The following is a 15,649-nucleotide window of genomic DNA, read 5'->3' on the forward strand; positions in this document are numbered from 1 at the left end:
TTTACTTCTCTTTAAGCAGTCGCAATGAGTTGGATACTACAATGATAGAACTCGCAGACATACCAACAACGGCAACATAAGGTGCGACAAGACCTGCAACTGCCAATGGCAAAATTAGCAGGTTGTAACCTAAAGACCAAGCCAAGTTTTCTCGGATTATCTTTCTTGTACGTATCGCAAGTAATCTTGCTTCTAATAGCTTCTCTAAATTATCGCCTAGAAGGGTCATATCTGCAGAAGCTTTGGCGACATCCGTACCACCACCCATCGCAACGGATAGGTGTGCACCTGCAAGAGTAGGTGCATCGTTAATGCCATCACCGACCATCATAGTGATGTCGTTTTTATCTAGTCCTTGAAGATACGCGAGTTTGTCTTCTGGTTTTGCTGAGGCGATCACATGGTCAATACCCATTTCGTTAGCAACTGGTTGAGCGTTTTGCGAAGAATCACCTGTCAATAGCGTTGTCTTGATACCTGCATCCGCAAAACGCTGGATGAATGCTTTGCTCTCTTTACGAATCGGGTCACGGTAATAGAAGGTCGCAACGTGTTTTTCGTCGACGGAGAGATAGACGGCGTTGCTTTCATCTCGGTTCTCACCAACCACAAAAGTAGCACTGCCGATCTTTACTGTCTTATTGTTCCAATTACCTTGAATGCCAGAACCAATGATGTTTTGAACATTACTTACAGTAACGTCTTCTTGACCAAACCCTGAGAATGCCCGAGCAATAGGATGGTTTGCGTGCGCTTCAAGTGCCGATGCGATCGCAAGTGCTTCACCTTCGTTAAAGCTAGCGAAGGTTTGAGTTTGATTAATTTCGATGTCGCCTTTGGTCAGCGTACCTGTCTTATCTACGACAAGATGATTAATCTTACACAACGTTTCGAAAACATGGCCTTTACGTAGCAAAATACCAAAATTACCCATTCGAGAGGTTGCACAAGTTAGTGCGGTTGGCGTTGCTAAGGATAGGGCGCATGGACAAGTCGCTACCAAAACAGACAGCATAATCCAGAACGCATCATCAGGTTTGGTTTGGTGCCAGTAAAGCCACGTGCCAGCTGAAATGATTAGAATCGCGCCGACAAAATAACGTGCTACTACGTCGGCAATTTCGGCGATTTTAGGCTTAGAATGCTGAGCTTCATCTTGAAGACGAACGATATTAGAAATCATCGAATCTGCTTTTGAATTCGTCACTTCGAGATCGAAAGACTCCTCGCCATTCAATGTGCCCGCATAAACGGCATCTCCCGCCTTCTTAACTACATGAACAGACTCTCCGGTCAGCATAGACTCGTCGATATGGATACGACCAGAAATCACTTTGCCATCGGCAGGAATATGTTCGCCAGGAAGAACGCGAATGCGATCGCCGACCTTTAGTGTTTTAACTGGGATTTGTTCACCGTCTAACGTGGTGGCAATCGCAGGGATGAGTTTAAGAAGGTTACCGCTAGCAGCCGCGGCTTTGCGACGAGCACGCATTTCTAAGAATCGACCAACCAACAAGAAAAAAGTAAACATCGAGATGGATTCAAAGAATACTTCACCTTGCTCTGTCACCGTTGCGACTAGACTTGCCACATAAGCAAAGATTAATGCGATGGACACAGGAACGTCCATACCAAGCGTTCGTCCTCTAATACTTCGCCATGCATTGAGGTAAAAGGGAAGCGCAGAATAGAGCAGTACAGGAGTTGCGAAGATTAAGCTTACCCATCGGAAGTAGTTTTTAAACTCCGGCTCTAAATCGCCAAAAACTTCCAGATACAACGCCACTGCTAACATCATTACTTGCATGGTTGCAAGGCCTGCAATGCCTAAGCGATACAGGTATTGCTTCATTGTGTGGTGATATGCGGCTTCTTGTTTATCCGCTTCAAAAGGTGCAGCCTTATAACCGAGTTTGTGAATCACAGAGAGCAATTCGCTGAGACGAACTTGTGTTTTATCCCACGCAAGTAAAGCTCGGTTCGTGGTGGTATTTACACGGATAGACACTAAGCCTTTTACGCCCGAGACTTGCTTTTCGATTAGCCAAGCGCAAGCTGCGCAAGAAACGCCATCCAAGGAAAGCGTGACTTCAGAGGTGTTCTCATTATTACGAACAAACTCCGATTGCACTTCTTCATTATCATAATGAATCAGCGCTTGGAGCTGTTCCGGAACTAAATCTGCTTTTTCAGCTGGTGCAGTGCGGTATTGGTAGTAGGAGACGAGCCCACTCTCGACAATGGTCTGTGCCACAGTTTCACAACCCGGGCAACACATGTCGCGAATTTCACCCAATATTTCTACTTTGAAATCCGTGTTGGCTGGTACATCTTCACCGCAGTGATAACAGGATTTACACATAGACTTACTTCATTAATATTGTTGGTTGTGCAGGGAATTCAACTCGACCTTGAATCATCCATTCTTTGTTGTGTGGTTCAAGTTCAACAAACCAAGGACCTTGAATAGAGTCTTCTTGCGTCAAACGATAGTTGCCTTTCGCATCGGCAGTGAGAAGCTTAGTAAAATCACGGTCTGGCAACGTGCGGTGTGTAAACGTCGCGGTTAGCGCAGGGAAGTGCGGCAGTTCCCCTTTGTTAAAAGAGATAACTACCGTGTTATCATCTGATGAAACGGTAGCGTTAAGACCAAGGTCTCGAGCGACATTCATTTTACTGATGTCGATGTTGATACCTTTGCCTTTTTTATAGTAATCCTCAGCGACCAAAGATACCGAGTTGTTGGCGAATACGACCACAGTAACGATTGTCCAAATCACCACAGTTAGAGGTAGGATGATCAGGAACCACGGCCAAAATTGTTTATACCAAGGCTTTACCATAAAAAAGTTCTCAACAGCTAAATGAAAAAATGTAAGGCTTTAAATTTAAAGGAAAGACAGCCCCTATGAAAGGGGCTGTTATTGAAATGTTACTTATTGTCAGAGTTGCTTAAACTCCAGACGTATGCCGCGACAAGTTGAACTTTGTCTTCGCCTAGAATGTCCTTCCAAGCTGGCATCACACCAGAGCGACCGTTCATAACTGTTTCTGTTACTGCAGCGCGTGAATCGCCGAATAACCAGTCTTGGTCAGTTAGGTCAGGTGCACCTACAGCAGGGTTACCTTTACCATCTGTGCCGTGACAAGCTGCACACACTACAAAGCGAGCTTTACCAGCTTCCGCTTCACGTGCATTCACTTTACGACCAGATAGGCTTAGCGTGTAGCTTACTACTTCTTGAACACCTTGTTCGCCAAGTGCATCTTTCCACGCAGGCATCTGCCCGATACGGCCTTGCATGATAGTAGTAACAATAGCTGCTGGCTCGCCACCGTATAACCACGCGTCGTCAGTTAGGTTAGGGAAGCCTTTCTGACCGCGAGCATCAGAACCGTGACATTGCGAACAGTTCTGTAGGAACAAACGTTGACCAACTTTAATCGCTTCAGGATCTTGCGCAATCTCAGGAATAGGGCGTAGACCTTCTGAATTATGAGCAAGTGCACGGAACGCTTCTCCGAAGTAAGCATCTGCATCATCAAGCTCTTTAGCATATTGGTTAAGCTGCTTGTTTTCTTGTGCTCGTGCGATGGCTTCTTTAGATTCTTCCAACGTACGTACGGTTTGATCTGAACTCTGCCAGTTGAGGACGCCTTTAAAGCTACCTAGACCTGGAAATAGAGTTAGATACACAGCTGCAAACACAAACGTGCTCACAAATAAGTATGTCCACCATTTTGGCAGAGGGTTGTTAAGCTCGCGAATACCATCGTACTCGTGGCCCATGTCTTCCCCTTCCTCGACGCCCATTTTATCTTTAGCGCACCAAGTCAAGAGGATCGCACAGCCTACCAGCGTACCGACAGTAATCACGATAATCCAGAGACTCCAGAATGTAGTCATTACTTCTTCACTCCTTGGTTATTTGGGGTCGTTTTTTGCTCTTCGTCTGCAAACACCAAGTTAGCATCTTCTTCGAAACGTGCTTTACGTTTCTTACCAAATGCCCACCATACGATGCCAATGAAACTCGCGAAGAGTACTACGGTATAAATACTATGAATTGTACCGAAATCCATGTAACCCCCTTACTTCATTGCATGACCAAGAGACTGAAGGTAAGCGATGATTGCATCCATCTCTGTTTTACCTTCTACATCTTTAGCCGCATTCGCGATTTGTTCATCCGTGTACGGAACACCGAACTGGTTGCGGAATACTTCTAGTTTCTTCTGCGTCAGTTTGCCGTCTAGTACGTTCTCTTCTAGCCAAGGGAAACCAGGCATGTTTGATTCAGGTACTAGTTCACGAGGATCAATAAGGTGAACACGATGCCACTCATCAGAGTAACGTCCGCCTACACGAGCCAAATCTGGACCAGTACGCTTAGAACCCCATAAGAATGGGTGTTCCCAAACACTTTCACCGGCTACAGAGTAGTGACCGTAGCGCTCTGTTTCAGAGCGGAAAGGACGAATCATCTGACTGTGACAAACGTTACAACCTTCACGGATGTAGATATCACGACCTTCCATTTCCAGAGGAGTGTAAGCGCGTAGGTTCTCTACAGGCTCCGTCGTTTGCTTCTGGAAAATTAGAGGAGTGATTTCTACGAGCGCACCCCAACTAATTGCAAAGACGATGAAAATTGCCAACAAACCGACATTACGTTCTAGGATTTCGTGGCGATTATTCGAATTATTACTCATTCTTTAATCTCCTTATGCCGGTTGAGGGATAGCTTTTAGGCTTTCTTTAGGCGCCGTTACTGTTTTGTACGTGTTGTATGCCATTAAGAACATACCGAATAGGAAGATGAAACCACCTAAGAAACGTACGAAGTAGAACGGGTAAGATGCTTCTACAGATTCTACAAAGCTGTAAGTCAGTGTGCCGTCAGAGTTAACTGCACGCCACATTAGGCCTTGCATCACACCAGAAATCCACATTGCTACGATGTAAAGAACTGTACCGATAGTTGCCAACCAGAAGTGAACATTGATTAGGCTAACAGAGTACATGCGCTCTTGACCAAATAGACGAGGAACAAGGTGATATACAGAACCAATGGAAACCATAGCAACCCAACCTAGAGCACCGGAGTGAACGTGACCAATGGTCCAGTCGGTGTAGTGCGATAGTGCGTTTACAGTCTTGATAGACATCATTGGACCTTCAAAGGTAGACATACCGTAGAAAGACAACGAAACGATTAGGAAACGTAGGATAGGGTCATAGCGAAGCTTATGCCATGCGCCAGACAGCGTCATGATACCGTTGATCATACCACCCCAAGATGGAGCAAATAGAACCAAAGACATCACCATACCTAGAGACTGAGTCCAGTCAGGTAGTGCTGTGTAATGCAGGTGGTGAGGACCAGCCCAAATGTACAGAGAGATCAGTGCCCAGAAGTGAACAATAGATAAACGGTAAGAGTAAACAGGACGTTCAGCTTGTTTAGGGACGAAGTAGTACATCATACCAAGGAAACCAGCGGTTAGTAGGAAACCTACCGCATTGTGTCCATACCACCATTGAACCATCGCATCCACGGCACCGGAGTAAATCGAGTAAGATTTACCAAGCGATACTGGAATTGCCATACTGTTCACGATGTGAAGTACTGCTACTGTGAGGATAAAGGCACCGAAGAACCAGTTAGCCACATAGATGTGAGACGTATTACGTTTGACCAATGTTCCAAAGAACACGACCGCGTAAGATACCCATACAATCGCGATTGCAATATCAATAGGCCATTCTAACTCAGCGTACTCCTTACCTGAGGTAAAACCTAAAGGTAAGGTGATTGCTGCGGCTAGGATAATTGCTTGCCATCCCCAAAAGGTGAAGGCAACGAGTGGGCCACCAAAAAGACGTGTTTGACAGGTGCGCTGAACAACATAATAAGATGTTGCGAACAGAGCACTGGTACCAAACGCAAAAATTACCGCATTAGTATGCAGTGGACGTAAACGACTGTACGTCAACCACGGCGTATCAAAGTTTAGCTGTGGCCAAACTAATTGAGCGGCAATCAAAACACCAACAGCCATACCAACTATGCCCCATAAAATGGTCACAAGGGTAAATTGGCGAACGACTGTATAGTTGTAGTTTTGTTCAAGCTGCTTTACTTGGCTCATTTGCATGCTTCCAATTTCTAATTAACTACACTTTACTTCCAACACGACTTGCGTCGTAACACCACCCAAGTAAACTCTAGAATTTAAGTGTTATCATCACTTTATTTCCATTGCTGACTTTAATAAAAAGTGGCATTTTCAGCGAGTCACTATACTTGAATTAACAATTCAATGACAGAGTAGTAACCTTACTAGGCCTCTGGAAATCATTTTTTATTTAAAAAGTTTGAAGTTTGTAACAAGGATATTAGGAATTATGGCTGCACAAAAGTTAACAAAGGCAAGACTTGCACAAATCTTAATCATGCTCAGTCTTTTAATTGGTGCATTTTTCTGGAGAACCTTTACTTATGAGACGAGTAGCGTTGTGGATTGTTCACAAAAACAACGATGTGATGTAACAATCGGAACAGAAAAAATCACGATAAACAAGGGTTCTGATGGCTTTTCGATCGAAAGCACAGAAAATGGCAGTATAAAAATTGATCTAAATCAATCTGGTGAGTTTATAGATCTGTCGGATAAATATCGCCAGAGTAATTGGAGTGATATTTCTGAGACTCGAGTAATTAATTTCAAAATAAGCGAAAACATTGTCCAAGTTCATTTATAAATCAGATCTGACGCGAGATAATGACGCTTCTTTATACAATTATTACTTTATTGTCTAGCGCTATATTGTCGTAATGGTATAACGGTTAAAGATCACACAATAATTAAACTCGTATGCAGTGCCAATCATTATTTACTCATATTACAGACGAATATTTAGCGATTAAGAAATTTCGCACGGAACTCTTTGAAGAGAACCTCTCTCACCTCATCTGCTATTACACTGAGGAGTATGACTTCCGTGCTATTCAATCAGCGTTTCGAGAGCTGTTTCCTAAACAGTCCCTCCACGGTGCGAGCTCGTGTCAGGCAATTATGACTAACCAAGGTTACCATCGTGGACCAGTCATCGCCGTTCTGGCTATCTATGATTCGGGGCCACATTCCTATGGTACTGGAATTTCGAAATGTGGTGATTCTGTCGATACTTATGTGGATGAAGCGCTGAACATGGCCTTATCTCATGCTAACCGGCTCGGCGAGGTACCCAACCTTATTCTTTTACATGCCACGCCAGGAAATGAAGAGGCTGTAATTGAAGCGATCGATCAGCGGTTTGGTACTTTGGTTCCCATTATTGGCGGCTCTTCTGCCGACAATAACATAGAAGGGAACTGGTCTATTATAACCACGCAAGGAAGTGAAAAAGCTGGCATTAGCTTAACACTATTTTATTCATCTCAACCTGTCGATATTGCGTTTAGTGCAGGGCATTCCCCAACGGATATTACGGGAACTGCAACGAAAACCCATAACCGATGTTTATTAGAAATTGACGGTGAGCCAGCACTAGATGTTTATCGAAGATGGACAAACCACCAAAATAATCAACCAGATAACGAACAATTTCTGTTTACTAATGCCAGTGCTTACCCGTTAGGTCGTGTTGCCGGGTACTTATATGAAAGGCCTTATTACAAGCTGTCCCATCCCATTCGCGAGACCTCACACGGTGGCATCGAGTTGTTCACAACTATCGAAGAAGGCGAGCAATTAACGCTAATGAAAGGGAGTAGGGAGCATCTAATTGCAAGAGCTGCAAGGGTTGTTAATGCCGCTTTTAATCAAAAATTAGAAGAGTCTCGAAAAATAGGTGTGATCAATATCTTTTGTGCTGGTCCTATGTTGCACTTAAAGCAAGATATAAACAGTGTTTGCGAACAAATTAACCAAGAATTAGAACACCTGCCTTTTATTTGCCCATTCACATTTGGTGAGCAAGGAAGATTCATTGGTGGTGAAAATGGACATGGAAACTTGATGATATCATCAGCGATTTTCCATAAACCTTATGAAAAATAAATATTTAGAGATATATCAACAAGAAGCGTTGCAAGAAGCGTTAGTCGAACTTAAAGAAGCAAGGCAACGAGAAAAACTTCTGGCAGATGAAAACAAAGCCATTCTATCTGCTATCTCTGCAATGAGTGAGGCTCGAAATCGACACGAGATATTTTCCGGCCTTAACAACGTACTTAAAAAGTACATCAATTTTGATGACTTCATCGTGATCACTCGAGACCATACTAGAGACGCATTTAAAACCTTAATCTCTACAAATAGTGTGTTCGATAACTTAGATTGGTTACAGGGTAGCGTTTCCGAGCGAGCTTTAAACGGTGAGTGTATTTTACTGTTTGAGCCGCTAAGGTTACGTGAGTTTGAAAACCTTAACAGCTTCATACAAAGCCATGTTAATTCAGTTGTCTTAACTGGGATTAGAACCGAGGTAACCCAAAATATCATCTTATTGATCGGTGCTCAAAAAGGGCATTTTAGCATCGAGAACAAAGAGACATTAAGACGCTTTAGCCCCTTAATTGAACGCGCTGTTATAGATATTGAAACCAAAGAGAAGTTACAACGTATCGTTGACGTGCGTACATCTCAACTCGCCAGAGCAAGAGAAGAAGCGGAAAAGGCAAACCAATCGAAATCTGAATTTCTTGCCATGATGAGTCATGAGATTCGAACGCCGTTAAACTCGGTATTGGGAATGTTAGATATACTGCGCCAATCCATGCTTACCGATGACCAGTCCGAAGTCCTTGATCAAATGGAATGCTCGGCAGAACTCCTATTAGCGATCATCAGTGACATCCTTGATTTATCTAAGATAGAGTCGGGCAGCTTTCAATTAAATGAACAGTGGGTTGATTTGAGTGACGCTGTAACATTTGTTATTTCCCAACAAAAACAAGTAGCTACCAGTAAAAATTTGAACTTTAATTTAAGCTTCGGATTAGAAAAAAGTAAACAATATTGGATAGATTCCACCAGGCTTTCTCAGGTGTTGTTCAACCTGATCGGGAATGCCATAAAGTTCACTGACTTTGGTGAAGTTAATGTTACGGTCGAAGAACAAAATAACGAACTTAAAGTTTCAGTTATGGATTCCGGTATAGGTATTCCAAAGGCAAAATTGAATCACTTATTTACTGCATTTCATCAAGGTGATGGATCAATCACGCGTCGTTTTGGTGGTACAGGTTTGGGGCTTGCAATTACCAAACATTTAGTGGAAATGATGCGTGGTTCGATTTCCGTGAGCAGTAAAGAAAATGTCGGGTCTCATTTCTCTATAAGGATTCCAGTTCTCACACGTAGTAACCAAGAGCGCCCAGTAAAGATTGAAGCGAACAGACCATCGAAGGCTCTGAATATACTTATTGTCGAAGATACCGAATCAAATCAGTTGGTGATCAAACTGATTCTAAATAAGTTGGGACATAATGTTTGTATAGCAAACAACGGATCTGAGGCCATCAAATTCTTGGAGCAAAATAGCCAAGAACTCGACATGGTACTCATGGATGTTTCAATGCCGGTAATGGATGGCATAACAGCGACAAGACTTATCAGAAAAAAAAGGATTTCAATTCCCATCATTGCTCTGACAGCCCATGCGTTGGAGAGTGATAAGAGAATGTGTTTGAAGGCCGGAATGGATGGCTTCATTTCAAAGCCAGTTCGCAGGCAAGATATTTATGAAGTGATTCAGTCACTAGTAGAAACTGCATAGCTCCTTAATATAGATCTTAACAATCGCAAGATTATTAAGATCTATATTAAGTATTTTATGGTAAATCACCATTATGTTTAATGAACCTAACAAACGATGTCTGAATTTGAAATCTGAGAGGGATAGGAGACCAATGTAGAGAAGATTTGGCGTACGTCTATACTGCATTTAACATAATATACATAATGCGCACTGAAAGTGTAGGCGCAAAGTTGTAATGTCACTATTTACCAAAGTTAAAATGTCTCTTTAGCTCGTAGTCACTAAGCTTTGCTTACAACCAGCTAAGGATGCGTTTAAGATGCTAGTGACTATTTGAGTGTTCGCCAAGTTCAAAGGCTTATGAATCGCCTGAGAGAATTCGGTGCTGTAGGATTGACTCACCAAGCTCGAGGTAAGCCAAGTAATAACCGCTATCCCAGTGACTACCGAGACACAGTTTTAAAACTGATTCGTGATCACTATTCTGATTTTTCTCCAACGCTTGCTAGAGAAAAACTATTTGAGTTACATAGCCTTCCAGTATCTAACGAGACCTTACGAAGTTGGATGATTGCAGATGGTTTATGGACGCCTCATTCGCAACGCAAACCTAAAGTTTACCAACCTCGCTACCGACGTGATTGTTTAGGCGAACTCATTCAAATTGATGGATCGCACCACGATTGGTTTGAAGGACCGTGACGACGTAACCTTGTGTTATTCAGTTCTATTTATTACGACATTAAAAAAGCGACTTGATATAGTCGCTTCAAACTTTTTGTGACACTGTCGCTTCTTTATATCATAAGAGTCATCTTCCCTGGAGCACTCATTCTAATTAATGATAATGCTTCCGCCGATATCTGGACGTTAGCAAACCAAAATGGTTTGTGCTTTTCTGCAAACACCGCACTTCTTGATAATCCATCATAGATTGCATATGCCCTAGCCTGCGCTAATGCTGCGCCATAGACACTACGCTCTAAGATGGGTTTGCTTTCGATGTCTTCAAGAACAGCAACTTTTATATGTTCTACATTCTTCGGCCATTGAAAGTTTTCTAAAAGTCTTTTTGTCACCAGAGCTTCCATATCGACAATGACTTTAGGCAAAAAAGCGGAATTTGGTCGGACATCTGCACAGGCATAATACTCATCTTTCCTGTTCGTTTTTCTATAGTTCAGCATGACTTCAATGAGTGCGTCTTCAAACGTATCTGTGAAGTGATTAATCAATACGATGCTACCTAAGCTACGAAGCGTTCCGATCAAAGCACCACAATCGGAATCTTGAACATCTGCCGATTCCAATCGCATTTTGGTGACGTTGGCAGTCAAAACCAATTGTTGCCAAAACTTGGGAGTCAGGATTTTAGTATTACTATCTGACCATCTCATCATTGGGCGCGCCATTAAAACTGGGAATAGTTTGCGGCAATTTTCAATTCCAAGGCGACCAATCGCGACTCTTGCATCTGAACTAGTTTTAGCAGCACTTCCTCGCTCACGCAGTCTTGAGTTTTCAATCAGGTCTATAATCGTTGAGCTTAGCTGATGGCTATTGTTAGCCAAGTCTGTCAGTTTTGAAAAGCTTAGAGATGGAGAATAGGCAAACGATGCGAACAGCTCAAATGCGGGTATAATGCTCGATAATTTATCAATTGGAAGCGTTTCAAGCTTTTTCATTAACATTCGATCGGCGACTTTCGATACATCGCTGATGACTTTTTGCAGTGTTTTCTGCTTGTCTTCCACGATTTGGCGCTTTTCTTTTACTCGCTCTTGTTCGCACATGAGAAGTATTCTTTGGTTGCGCGTGATTCTGTCTTCTTCACTAAAGATCACGTCGTCACAATATCGCCCCTGTAAACTAAGGAGCTTATCCACTTGTGACTGATCCACTTGGTGATTCATACTAGCTAGCCACTTGGCATGTCTAAGTTCGACTTCTTTCGATACCTTGACTGCGATGTCCATTGCTTCTGGTGTATAGTTTTTCTGCGTGAGCAACAAACTGCTATTCCTAACGTTGTTTTTATTTTCCTGTTGGCAAGTTTATCTATAAAGACACAAGCAGTAAATGGAATGTGACATTAATTCCACTTATAAATATATCCAAGTTATCGAAATATTATTAGTGAATGCTAATCACCCGTTGTTATGTGAAGTCGTATGTATTTTTCCGCAAACTTATAACGATATCGTTTACCAATTTTTAAGTTTGATTTTGCAAATTTACATACGCTTTTATCACCACTTCCCTTTACTTTTTTAATCTTCGCAGTCTTACCTTTATGCTCCATCTCAATCATTAGGTCACAATAACCTTCATAGCTATCAAATCGTCTATTGGTCTTCTTTTGCAATTCTGTTTTAATTTTCTTTGCAATGGGGTTCGTCTCTGAATCATCGGCTTTCGCGGCTGATGCCCCAATTAAAAAACAGATTAAAGTGACAGTGTATCGCATGGAGCTTCCTTATGATTCATAAAAGAAAAACTCTAACTTACTGACTTAATAGATATAAAACGGGGCGCAATTAATGCGCCCCATTTAACAAGAATAAGTAACTGATAGTTTTCTTAAGCTCTTTTTTTCCCTTTGCTTGACTTAAAGCCTTGATGAGGGAAGACGTTACGAATTCGCTGCTGCACTTTCTTCGGAACTTGTTTCGAAAAGGTCAAACGCATTCCTGTTCGCTGATTATAAACTTTCATCTCACCATCAAAAGGGTCATGCTCAGCAATGTCTTGCAAGTTGTGTTTAAAGGAAGGAGGAATATGACCTTTCACTTTTGTAATGTGCCCTTTCTCAAACGATATTTTTAAGACAGGTCTATCTACAGCGATAAGCCAAAAAATAACAACAGCAGCAATCAAGATTACATAAAGCATTTGATACTCCATTAACTAGACAATAGTTTATTTAAATCTTCTTTAATCGAGGTTACTTTTTGACTGGCCTTCTCACTGCGAGAAGCTTCTGAGAGTAAATATTCAATTGCGTCAGAGAGTGTACAACCTAACTCGTTCGCACGATTTGACAGTTTCTCCCAAACTCGATAGTCAAGATCAATCGATTTCTTTTTGGTATGAACTTGTTCAGCATTGAAATGGCGTTTACGCTTGGCACGAATTGCCTGTTTGAGTTTATTCTCTAACTCTTCAGACATATGATTTTCAATCCAAGCAAGCACTAAAGTTGGTTCATGTTCTAATTTTCGTAGTTCTGCAACGGCAGCATCCGCTTCACTGGTATCAATATACTTGGTGATCGACTCACCATCTTTCCATTTTTTGATCAGATATTTCCATTTCCAACCACACTCTAGATTTTCAAGCTGCTGATATTTCATCCTTTCGACCCTTAAAACACATCTGGTGACAGCGTAACCCAGATGTTGCTATACAGCAATTAAAACTCCATAAAGTATCGATGTTGATCACTCATTTGTCGAAGGTTTAATCATATGAATATTCAGTATTTTTATATTGCTCAAATTCTCGCTATGGAGTTATAGGACGTTTCGTTATAATGACCTCAACATTGAATTAAGACGATTATTAATGAACCAACTTGACTGGCAAGACGTAACTCCTTCATTTAAGCCATATGAAGCACTATTAGAAACCGCCCCATTTCTCCCTGCAAAGACGTTCACTGACCTACAACCTCGCTTGACGGCAACGTTGAGTCGATTTGCTCGGGTAAATGGCCTCACAAGAGTCCTACTCGTAAACTGCGCAGATAATGCAATTTACCGTGAATTCGTTCGAGAAGCTGTAATCGATATTGCGTCTTTGCCAGTGGTTTCAACAGAGTCTCTAGACGCAAAAGATCTATTTGATCGATATAGCGTCAATACTGAAGGTCAATCAACTTTCGAGAATGGCTTATTATCGAAGGCTCATGGTGGCTATCTAATCGTTCCTGCTAACCTCATTTTGGCAAACGCAGTAAGATGGCCGAGTGTGAAAGCTGCGATACAAGGGGAAGCTTTTGCTCCGATTAACTTAACCCCGAATCGTATTGCATCCTCACCTTTTGTAGCTCAGCATTATGACGTTAAGTTGATCATCACAGGTGACCGAACTCAATTGGCAGAGATTGAGTTTGTAGATGACGATTTTTCTACGGGAATGACTATGTACACCGAAGTAGAAGAAGATATTCACATCTCTGAGCGTAGCCTCGCTCTTTATTTCGGCTTAGTGAATTGGATATGTAAAAAATATCAGCACCCTAGTTTGGACGATTCGGCATTTAAACGCTTAATGCTTGCCGGTATGCGTTATACGGAAGATCAACATTACCTACCTCTTGGTGTTCTTTGGCACAATCAATTGATTAGTTTAGCCAGTCAATATACTGAATGTGACACTATCAATTTTACATCGATTGATGCTGCCATTGATGACAAATACTATCGTGAGTCATATCTACCACAGCGGGCCGTTGACGACATTCTTGATGGGCAAGTGATCATTGAAACTACCGGTGAACAAGTTGGGCAGATCAATGGCCTAACCGTTATTGATATGGCCGGACACCCTGTTTCTTACGGAGAGCCCGCTCGCATTTCTTGTGTGATTCATTTTGGTGATGGTGATATCTCCGACGTTGAACGAAAAGCGGAATTAGGCGGTAACTTGCACGCCAAAGGTATGATGATCATGCAAGCATTCCTGAGCTCGGCGTTAAACCTTGATGAGCCTCTGCCATATTCTGCATCTATTGTATTTGAGCAATCTTACAGTGAAGTTGATGGCGATAGCGCCTCATTAGCGGAATTGTGCTGTTTGGTGAGTGCCCTGTCTGAGTCTCCCGTTGACCAACAAATTGCGGTTACTGGTGCGGTTGACCAATTTGGCCGTGTCCAAGCCGTTGGCGGCTTAAATGAAAAAATCGAAGGTTTTTACCAAGTCTGTAAGCACCAAGGCTTTACCGGGGAGCAAGGGGTTATTTTACCTAAGTCAAACCTTAAACACCTTGCGCTACATAAAGATGTAATAGAAAGCATTAAAAATGGCGAGTTCCATATTTGGTCGGTTTCTACGGTAGATGAAGCTATCCCAATTCTGATGTCGAAGCCATTCCGTGGTGAAGATGACAGCATCATTGGCAAGATCGCCGAACGTATTGAAAACTTTGAAAGACATGAGCATCCTTTAGGAATTGTGGAGCGCATCAAAAACTGGTTTGTCTAGTACTGATCGGAGTTGTTTAGCGTACACGTGTTCACTAAGATGCAGCTATCAAAAATTGGAGTAATTGATAATGCAAAACAAACGTGATTCTTATAACCGTGATGATCTTTTAGCCTCTAGCCAAGGAGAGCTGTTTGGTCCTGGTTATCCACAGCTTCCTGCGCCGAACATGCTAATGATGGATCGCATCAGTAAAATGTCTGAAACTGAAGGGGATTTCGGTAAGGGTTTGATCCTTGCAGAGTTGGACATTACTCCGGATCTTTGGTTCTTTGATTGCCACTTCCCTGGCGACCCAGTAATGCCAGGCTGTCTTGGTCTAGATGCAATGTGGCAACTGGTTGGTTTCTTCCTCGGTTGGGTTGGCGGCAAAGGTAAAGGTCGTGCTCTAGGTGTCGGCGAAGTTAAATTTACTGGCCAAATCCTACCAACAGCGAAAAAAGTAACGTACGAAATCCACATGAAACGCGTTGTTAACCGCAAGCTTGTAATGGGCTTAGCTGATGGTCGTGTATGTGTTGATGGTAAAGAGATCTACGTTGCGAAAGATTTGAAAGTTGGTTTATTCCAAGATACTTCTAGCTTTTAATCCCCTGCTTACAGATTATTCTTAAGGCTCCTTTTTGGGGCCTTTTTCATTTCTACATTCATCCTCGTTACAAATGTAGAAAA

At 42.3% G+C, this 15,649-nt stretch carries 15 protein-coding genes and 1 pseudogene; 6 read left to right on the forward strand and 10 right to left on the reverse strand.

From position 1 onward, the window contains the following. Position 1: 1 nt before the first annotated feature. The 6 genes from ATB76_RS23495 to ccoN all read right to left on the reverse strand — a co-directional run bounded on the left by ATB76_RS23495 (position 2) and on the right by ccoN (position 6,156). Positions 2-2,365 carry a heavy metal translocating P-type ATPase metal-binding domain-containing protein gene (locus ATB76_RS23495; RefSeq protein WP_061036183.1) on the reverse strand — a complete coding sequence of 788 codons (2,364 nt, stop codon included), beginning with the start codon at positions 2,363-2,365 and terminating at the stop codon, positions 2-4. 4 nt (positions 2,366-2,369) lie between these two features. Beyond that, the gene (locus tag ATB76_RS23500; protein WP_038881926.1) at positions 2,370-2,846 is read right to left on the reverse strand and encodes a FixH family protein; all 477 of its coding nucleotides are present in this window, start codon (positions 2,844-2,846) and stop codon (positions 2,370-2,372) included. Positions 2,847-2,935: 89 nt separating this feature from the next. Further along, positions 2,936-3,910, reverse strand: a complete 975-nt coding sequence (gene ccoP, locus ATB76_RS23505; RefSeq protein ID WP_042600806.1) for a cytochrome-c oxidase, cbb3-type subunit III — start codon at positions 3,908-3,910, stop codon at positions 2,936-2,938. After that, positions 3,910-4,086, reverse strand: coding sequence for a CcoQ/FixQ family Cbb3-type cytochrome c oxidase assembly chaperone (locus ATB76_RS23510; protein WP_009706108.1), 177 nt, complete (start codon positions 4,084-4,086; stop codon positions 3,910-3,912). Before ATB76_RS23510 ends, ccoP begins: the two co-directional genes overlap by 1 nt. Positions 4,087-4,095: 9 nt before the next feature. Next, positions 4,096-4,716 (reverse strand): cytochrome-c oxidase, cbb3-type subunit II, encoded by a 621-nt coding sequence (gene ccoO, locus ATB76_RS23515; protein WP_038872939.1) that lies wholly within the window; start codon positions 4,714-4,716, stop codon positions 4,096-4,098. Between the two features lie 12 nt (positions 4,717-4,728). After that, positions 4,729-6,156, reverse strand: a complete 1,428-nt coding sequence (gene ccoN / locus ATB76_RS23520) for a cytochrome-c oxidase, cbb3-type subunit I (RefSeq protein ID WP_033006505.1) — start codon at positions 6,154-6,156, stop codon at positions 4,729-4,731. Between the two features lie 256 nt (positions 6,157-6,412). Here ccoN and ATB76_RS23525 point away from each other — a divergent pair, with 256 nt between their 5' ends. The 4 genes and pseudogenes from ATB76_RS23525 to ATB76_RS23540 form a co-directional block, all read left to right on the forward strand. Beyond that, a complete protein-coding gene (locus ATB76_RS23525; protein ID WP_038881928.1) occupies positions 6,413-6,769 on the forward strand; it encodes a hypothetical protein in 357 nt (118 codons plus the stop codon). A gap of 113 nt (positions 6,770-6,882) precedes the next feature. Next, entirely contained in the window at positions 6,883-8,070 is a 1,188-nt protein-coding gene (locus ATB76_RS23530) for an FIST N-terminal domain-containing protein (protein ID WP_042600809.1), read from the forward strand. Further along, positions 8,060-9,790 (forward strand): ATP-binding protein, encoded by a 1,731-nt coding sequence (locus ATB76_RS23535; protein WP_042600810.1) that lies wholly within the window; start codon positions 8,060-8,062, stop codon positions 9,788-9,790. The genes ATB76_RS23530 and ATB76_RS23535 overlap by 11 nt, the downstream gene beginning before the upstream one ends. 300 nt (positions 9,791-10,090) lie before the next feature. Continuing rightward, positions 10,091-10,468: pseudogene (locus ATB76_RS23540) on the forward strand (ISNCY family transposase); the annotation flags it as partial. Between the two features lie 101 nt (positions 10,469-10,569). Here ATB76_RS23540 and ATB76_RS23545 read toward each other — a convergent pair. The 4 genes from ATB76_RS23545 to matP all read right to left on the reverse strand — a co-directional run bounded on the left by ATB76_RS23545 (position 10,570) and on the right by matP (position 13,125). Beyond that, positions 10,570-11,784 carry an HDOD domain-containing protein gene (locus ATB76_RS23545; RefSeq protein ID WP_061036185.1) on the reverse strand — a complete coding sequence of 405 codons (1,215 nt, stop codon included), beginning with the start codon at positions 11,782-11,784 and terminating at the stop codon, positions 10,570-10,572. Positions 11,785-11,915: 131 nt separating this feature from the next. Beyond that, positions 11,916-12,239: a hypothetical protein gene (locus tag ATB76_RS23550; RefSeq protein ID WP_042605483.1), complete on the reverse strand. Its 324-nt coding sequence runs from the start codon at positions 12,237-12,239 to the stop codon at positions 11,916-11,918. Positions 12,240-12,352: 113 nt separating this feature from the next. Further along, a complete protein-coding gene (locus ATB76_RS23555) occupies positions 12,353-12,664 on the reverse strand; it encodes a DUF3634 family protein (protein ID WP_038872952.1) in 312 nt (103 codons plus the stop codon). A gap of 11 nt (positions 12,665-12,675) precedes the next feature. Next, positions 12,676-13,125: a macrodomain Ter protein MatP gene (matP, locus tag ATB76_RS23560; protein ID WP_038872954.1), complete on the reverse strand. Its 450-nt coding sequence runs from the start codon at positions 13,123-13,125 to the stop codon at positions 12,676-12,678. A 211-nt stretch (positions 13,126-13,336) separates the two neighbouring features. Between matP and ATB76_RS23565 the strand changes: the two genes are divergently transcribed. Both ATB76_RS23565 and fabA read left to right on the forward strand, forming a co-directional pair. Then, positions 13,337-14,977, forward strand: coding sequence for a Lon protease family protein (locus ATB76_RS23565; protein ID WP_061036186.1), 1,641 nt, complete (start codon positions 13,337-13,339; stop codon positions 14,975-14,977). A 70-nt stretch (positions 14,978-15,047) separates the two neighbouring features. Continuing rightward, the gene (gene fabA, locus ATB76_RS23570; RefSeq protein ID WP_038872958.1) at positions 15,048-15,566 is read left to right on the forward strand and encodes a bifunctional 3-hydroxydecanoyl-ACP dehydratase/trans-2-decenoyl-ACP isomerase; all 519 of its coding nucleotides are present in this window, start codon (positions 15,048-15,050) and stop codon (positions 15,564-15,566) included. Positions 15,567-15,649 lie beyond the last annotated feature (83 nt).

Origin of the sequence: Vibrio sp. MOR3 (genome assembly GCF_001557775.1) — a bacterium.
GTDB lineage: Bacteria > Pseudomonadota > Gammaproteobacteria > Enterobacterales > Vibrionaceae > Vibrio > Vibrio jasicida.

What these genes read in the sequence shown, in the direction of transcription:
- ATB76_RS23495 (WP_061036183.1), bottom strand. Translation starts at nt 2,365, where the DNA reads ATGTGTAAATCCTGTTATCACTGCGGTGAAGATGTACCAGCCAACACG.
- ATB76_RS23500 (WP_038881926.1), bottom strand. Translation starts at nt 2,846, where the DNA reads ATGGTAAAGCCTTGGTATAAACAATTTTGGCCGTGGTTCCTGATCATC.
- ccoP (WP_042600806.1), bottom strand. Translation starts at nt 3,910, where the DNA reads ATGACTACATTCTGGAGTCTCTGGATTATCGTGATTACTGTCGGTACG.
- ATB76_RS23510 (WP_009706108.1), bottom strand. Translation starts at nt 4,086, where the DNA reads ATGGATTTCGGTACAATTCATAGTATTTATACCGTAGTACTCTTCGCG.
- ccoO (WP_038872939.1), bottom strand. Translation starts at nt 4,716, where the DNA reads ATGAGTAATAATTCGAATAATCGCCACGAAATCCTAGAACGTAATGTC.
- ccoN (WP_033006505.1), bottom strand. Translation starts at nt 6,156, where the DNA reads ATGAGCCAAGTAAAGCAGCTTGAACAAAACTACAACTATACAGTCGTT.
- ATB76_RS23525 (WP_038881928.1), top strand. Translation starts at nt 6,413, where the DNA reads ATGGCTGCACAAAAGTTAACAAAGGCAAGACTTGCACAAATCTTAATC.
- ATB76_RS23530 (WP_042600809.1), top strand. Translation starts at nt 6,883, where the DNA reads ATGCAGTGCCAATCATTATTTACTCATATTACAGACGAATATTTAGCG.
- ATB76_RS23535 (WP_042600810.1), top strand. Translation starts at nt 8,060, where the DNA reads ATGAAAAATAAATATTTAGAGATATATCAACAAGAAGCGTTGCAAGAA.
- ATB76_RS23550 (WP_042605483.1), bottom strand. Translation starts at nt 12,239, where the DNA reads ATGCGATACACTGTCACTTTAATCTGTTTTTTAATTGGGGCATCAGCC.
- ATB76_RS23555 (WP_038872952.1), bottom strand. Translation starts at nt 12,664, where the DNA reads ATGCTTTATGTAATCTTGATTGCTGCTGTTGTTATTTTTTGGCTTATC.
- matP (WP_038872954.1), bottom strand. Translation starts at nt 13,125, where the DNA reads ATGAAATATCAGCAGCTTGAAAATCTAGAGTGTGGTTGGAAATGGAAA.
- ATB76_RS23565 (WP_061036186.1), top strand. Translation starts at nt 13,337, where the DNA reads ATGAACCAACTTGACTGGCAAGACGTAACTCCTTCATTTAAGCCATAT.
- fabA (WP_038872958.1), top strand. Translation starts at nt 15,048, where the DNA reads ATGCAAAACAAACGTGATTCTTATAACCGTGATGATCTTTTAGCCTCT.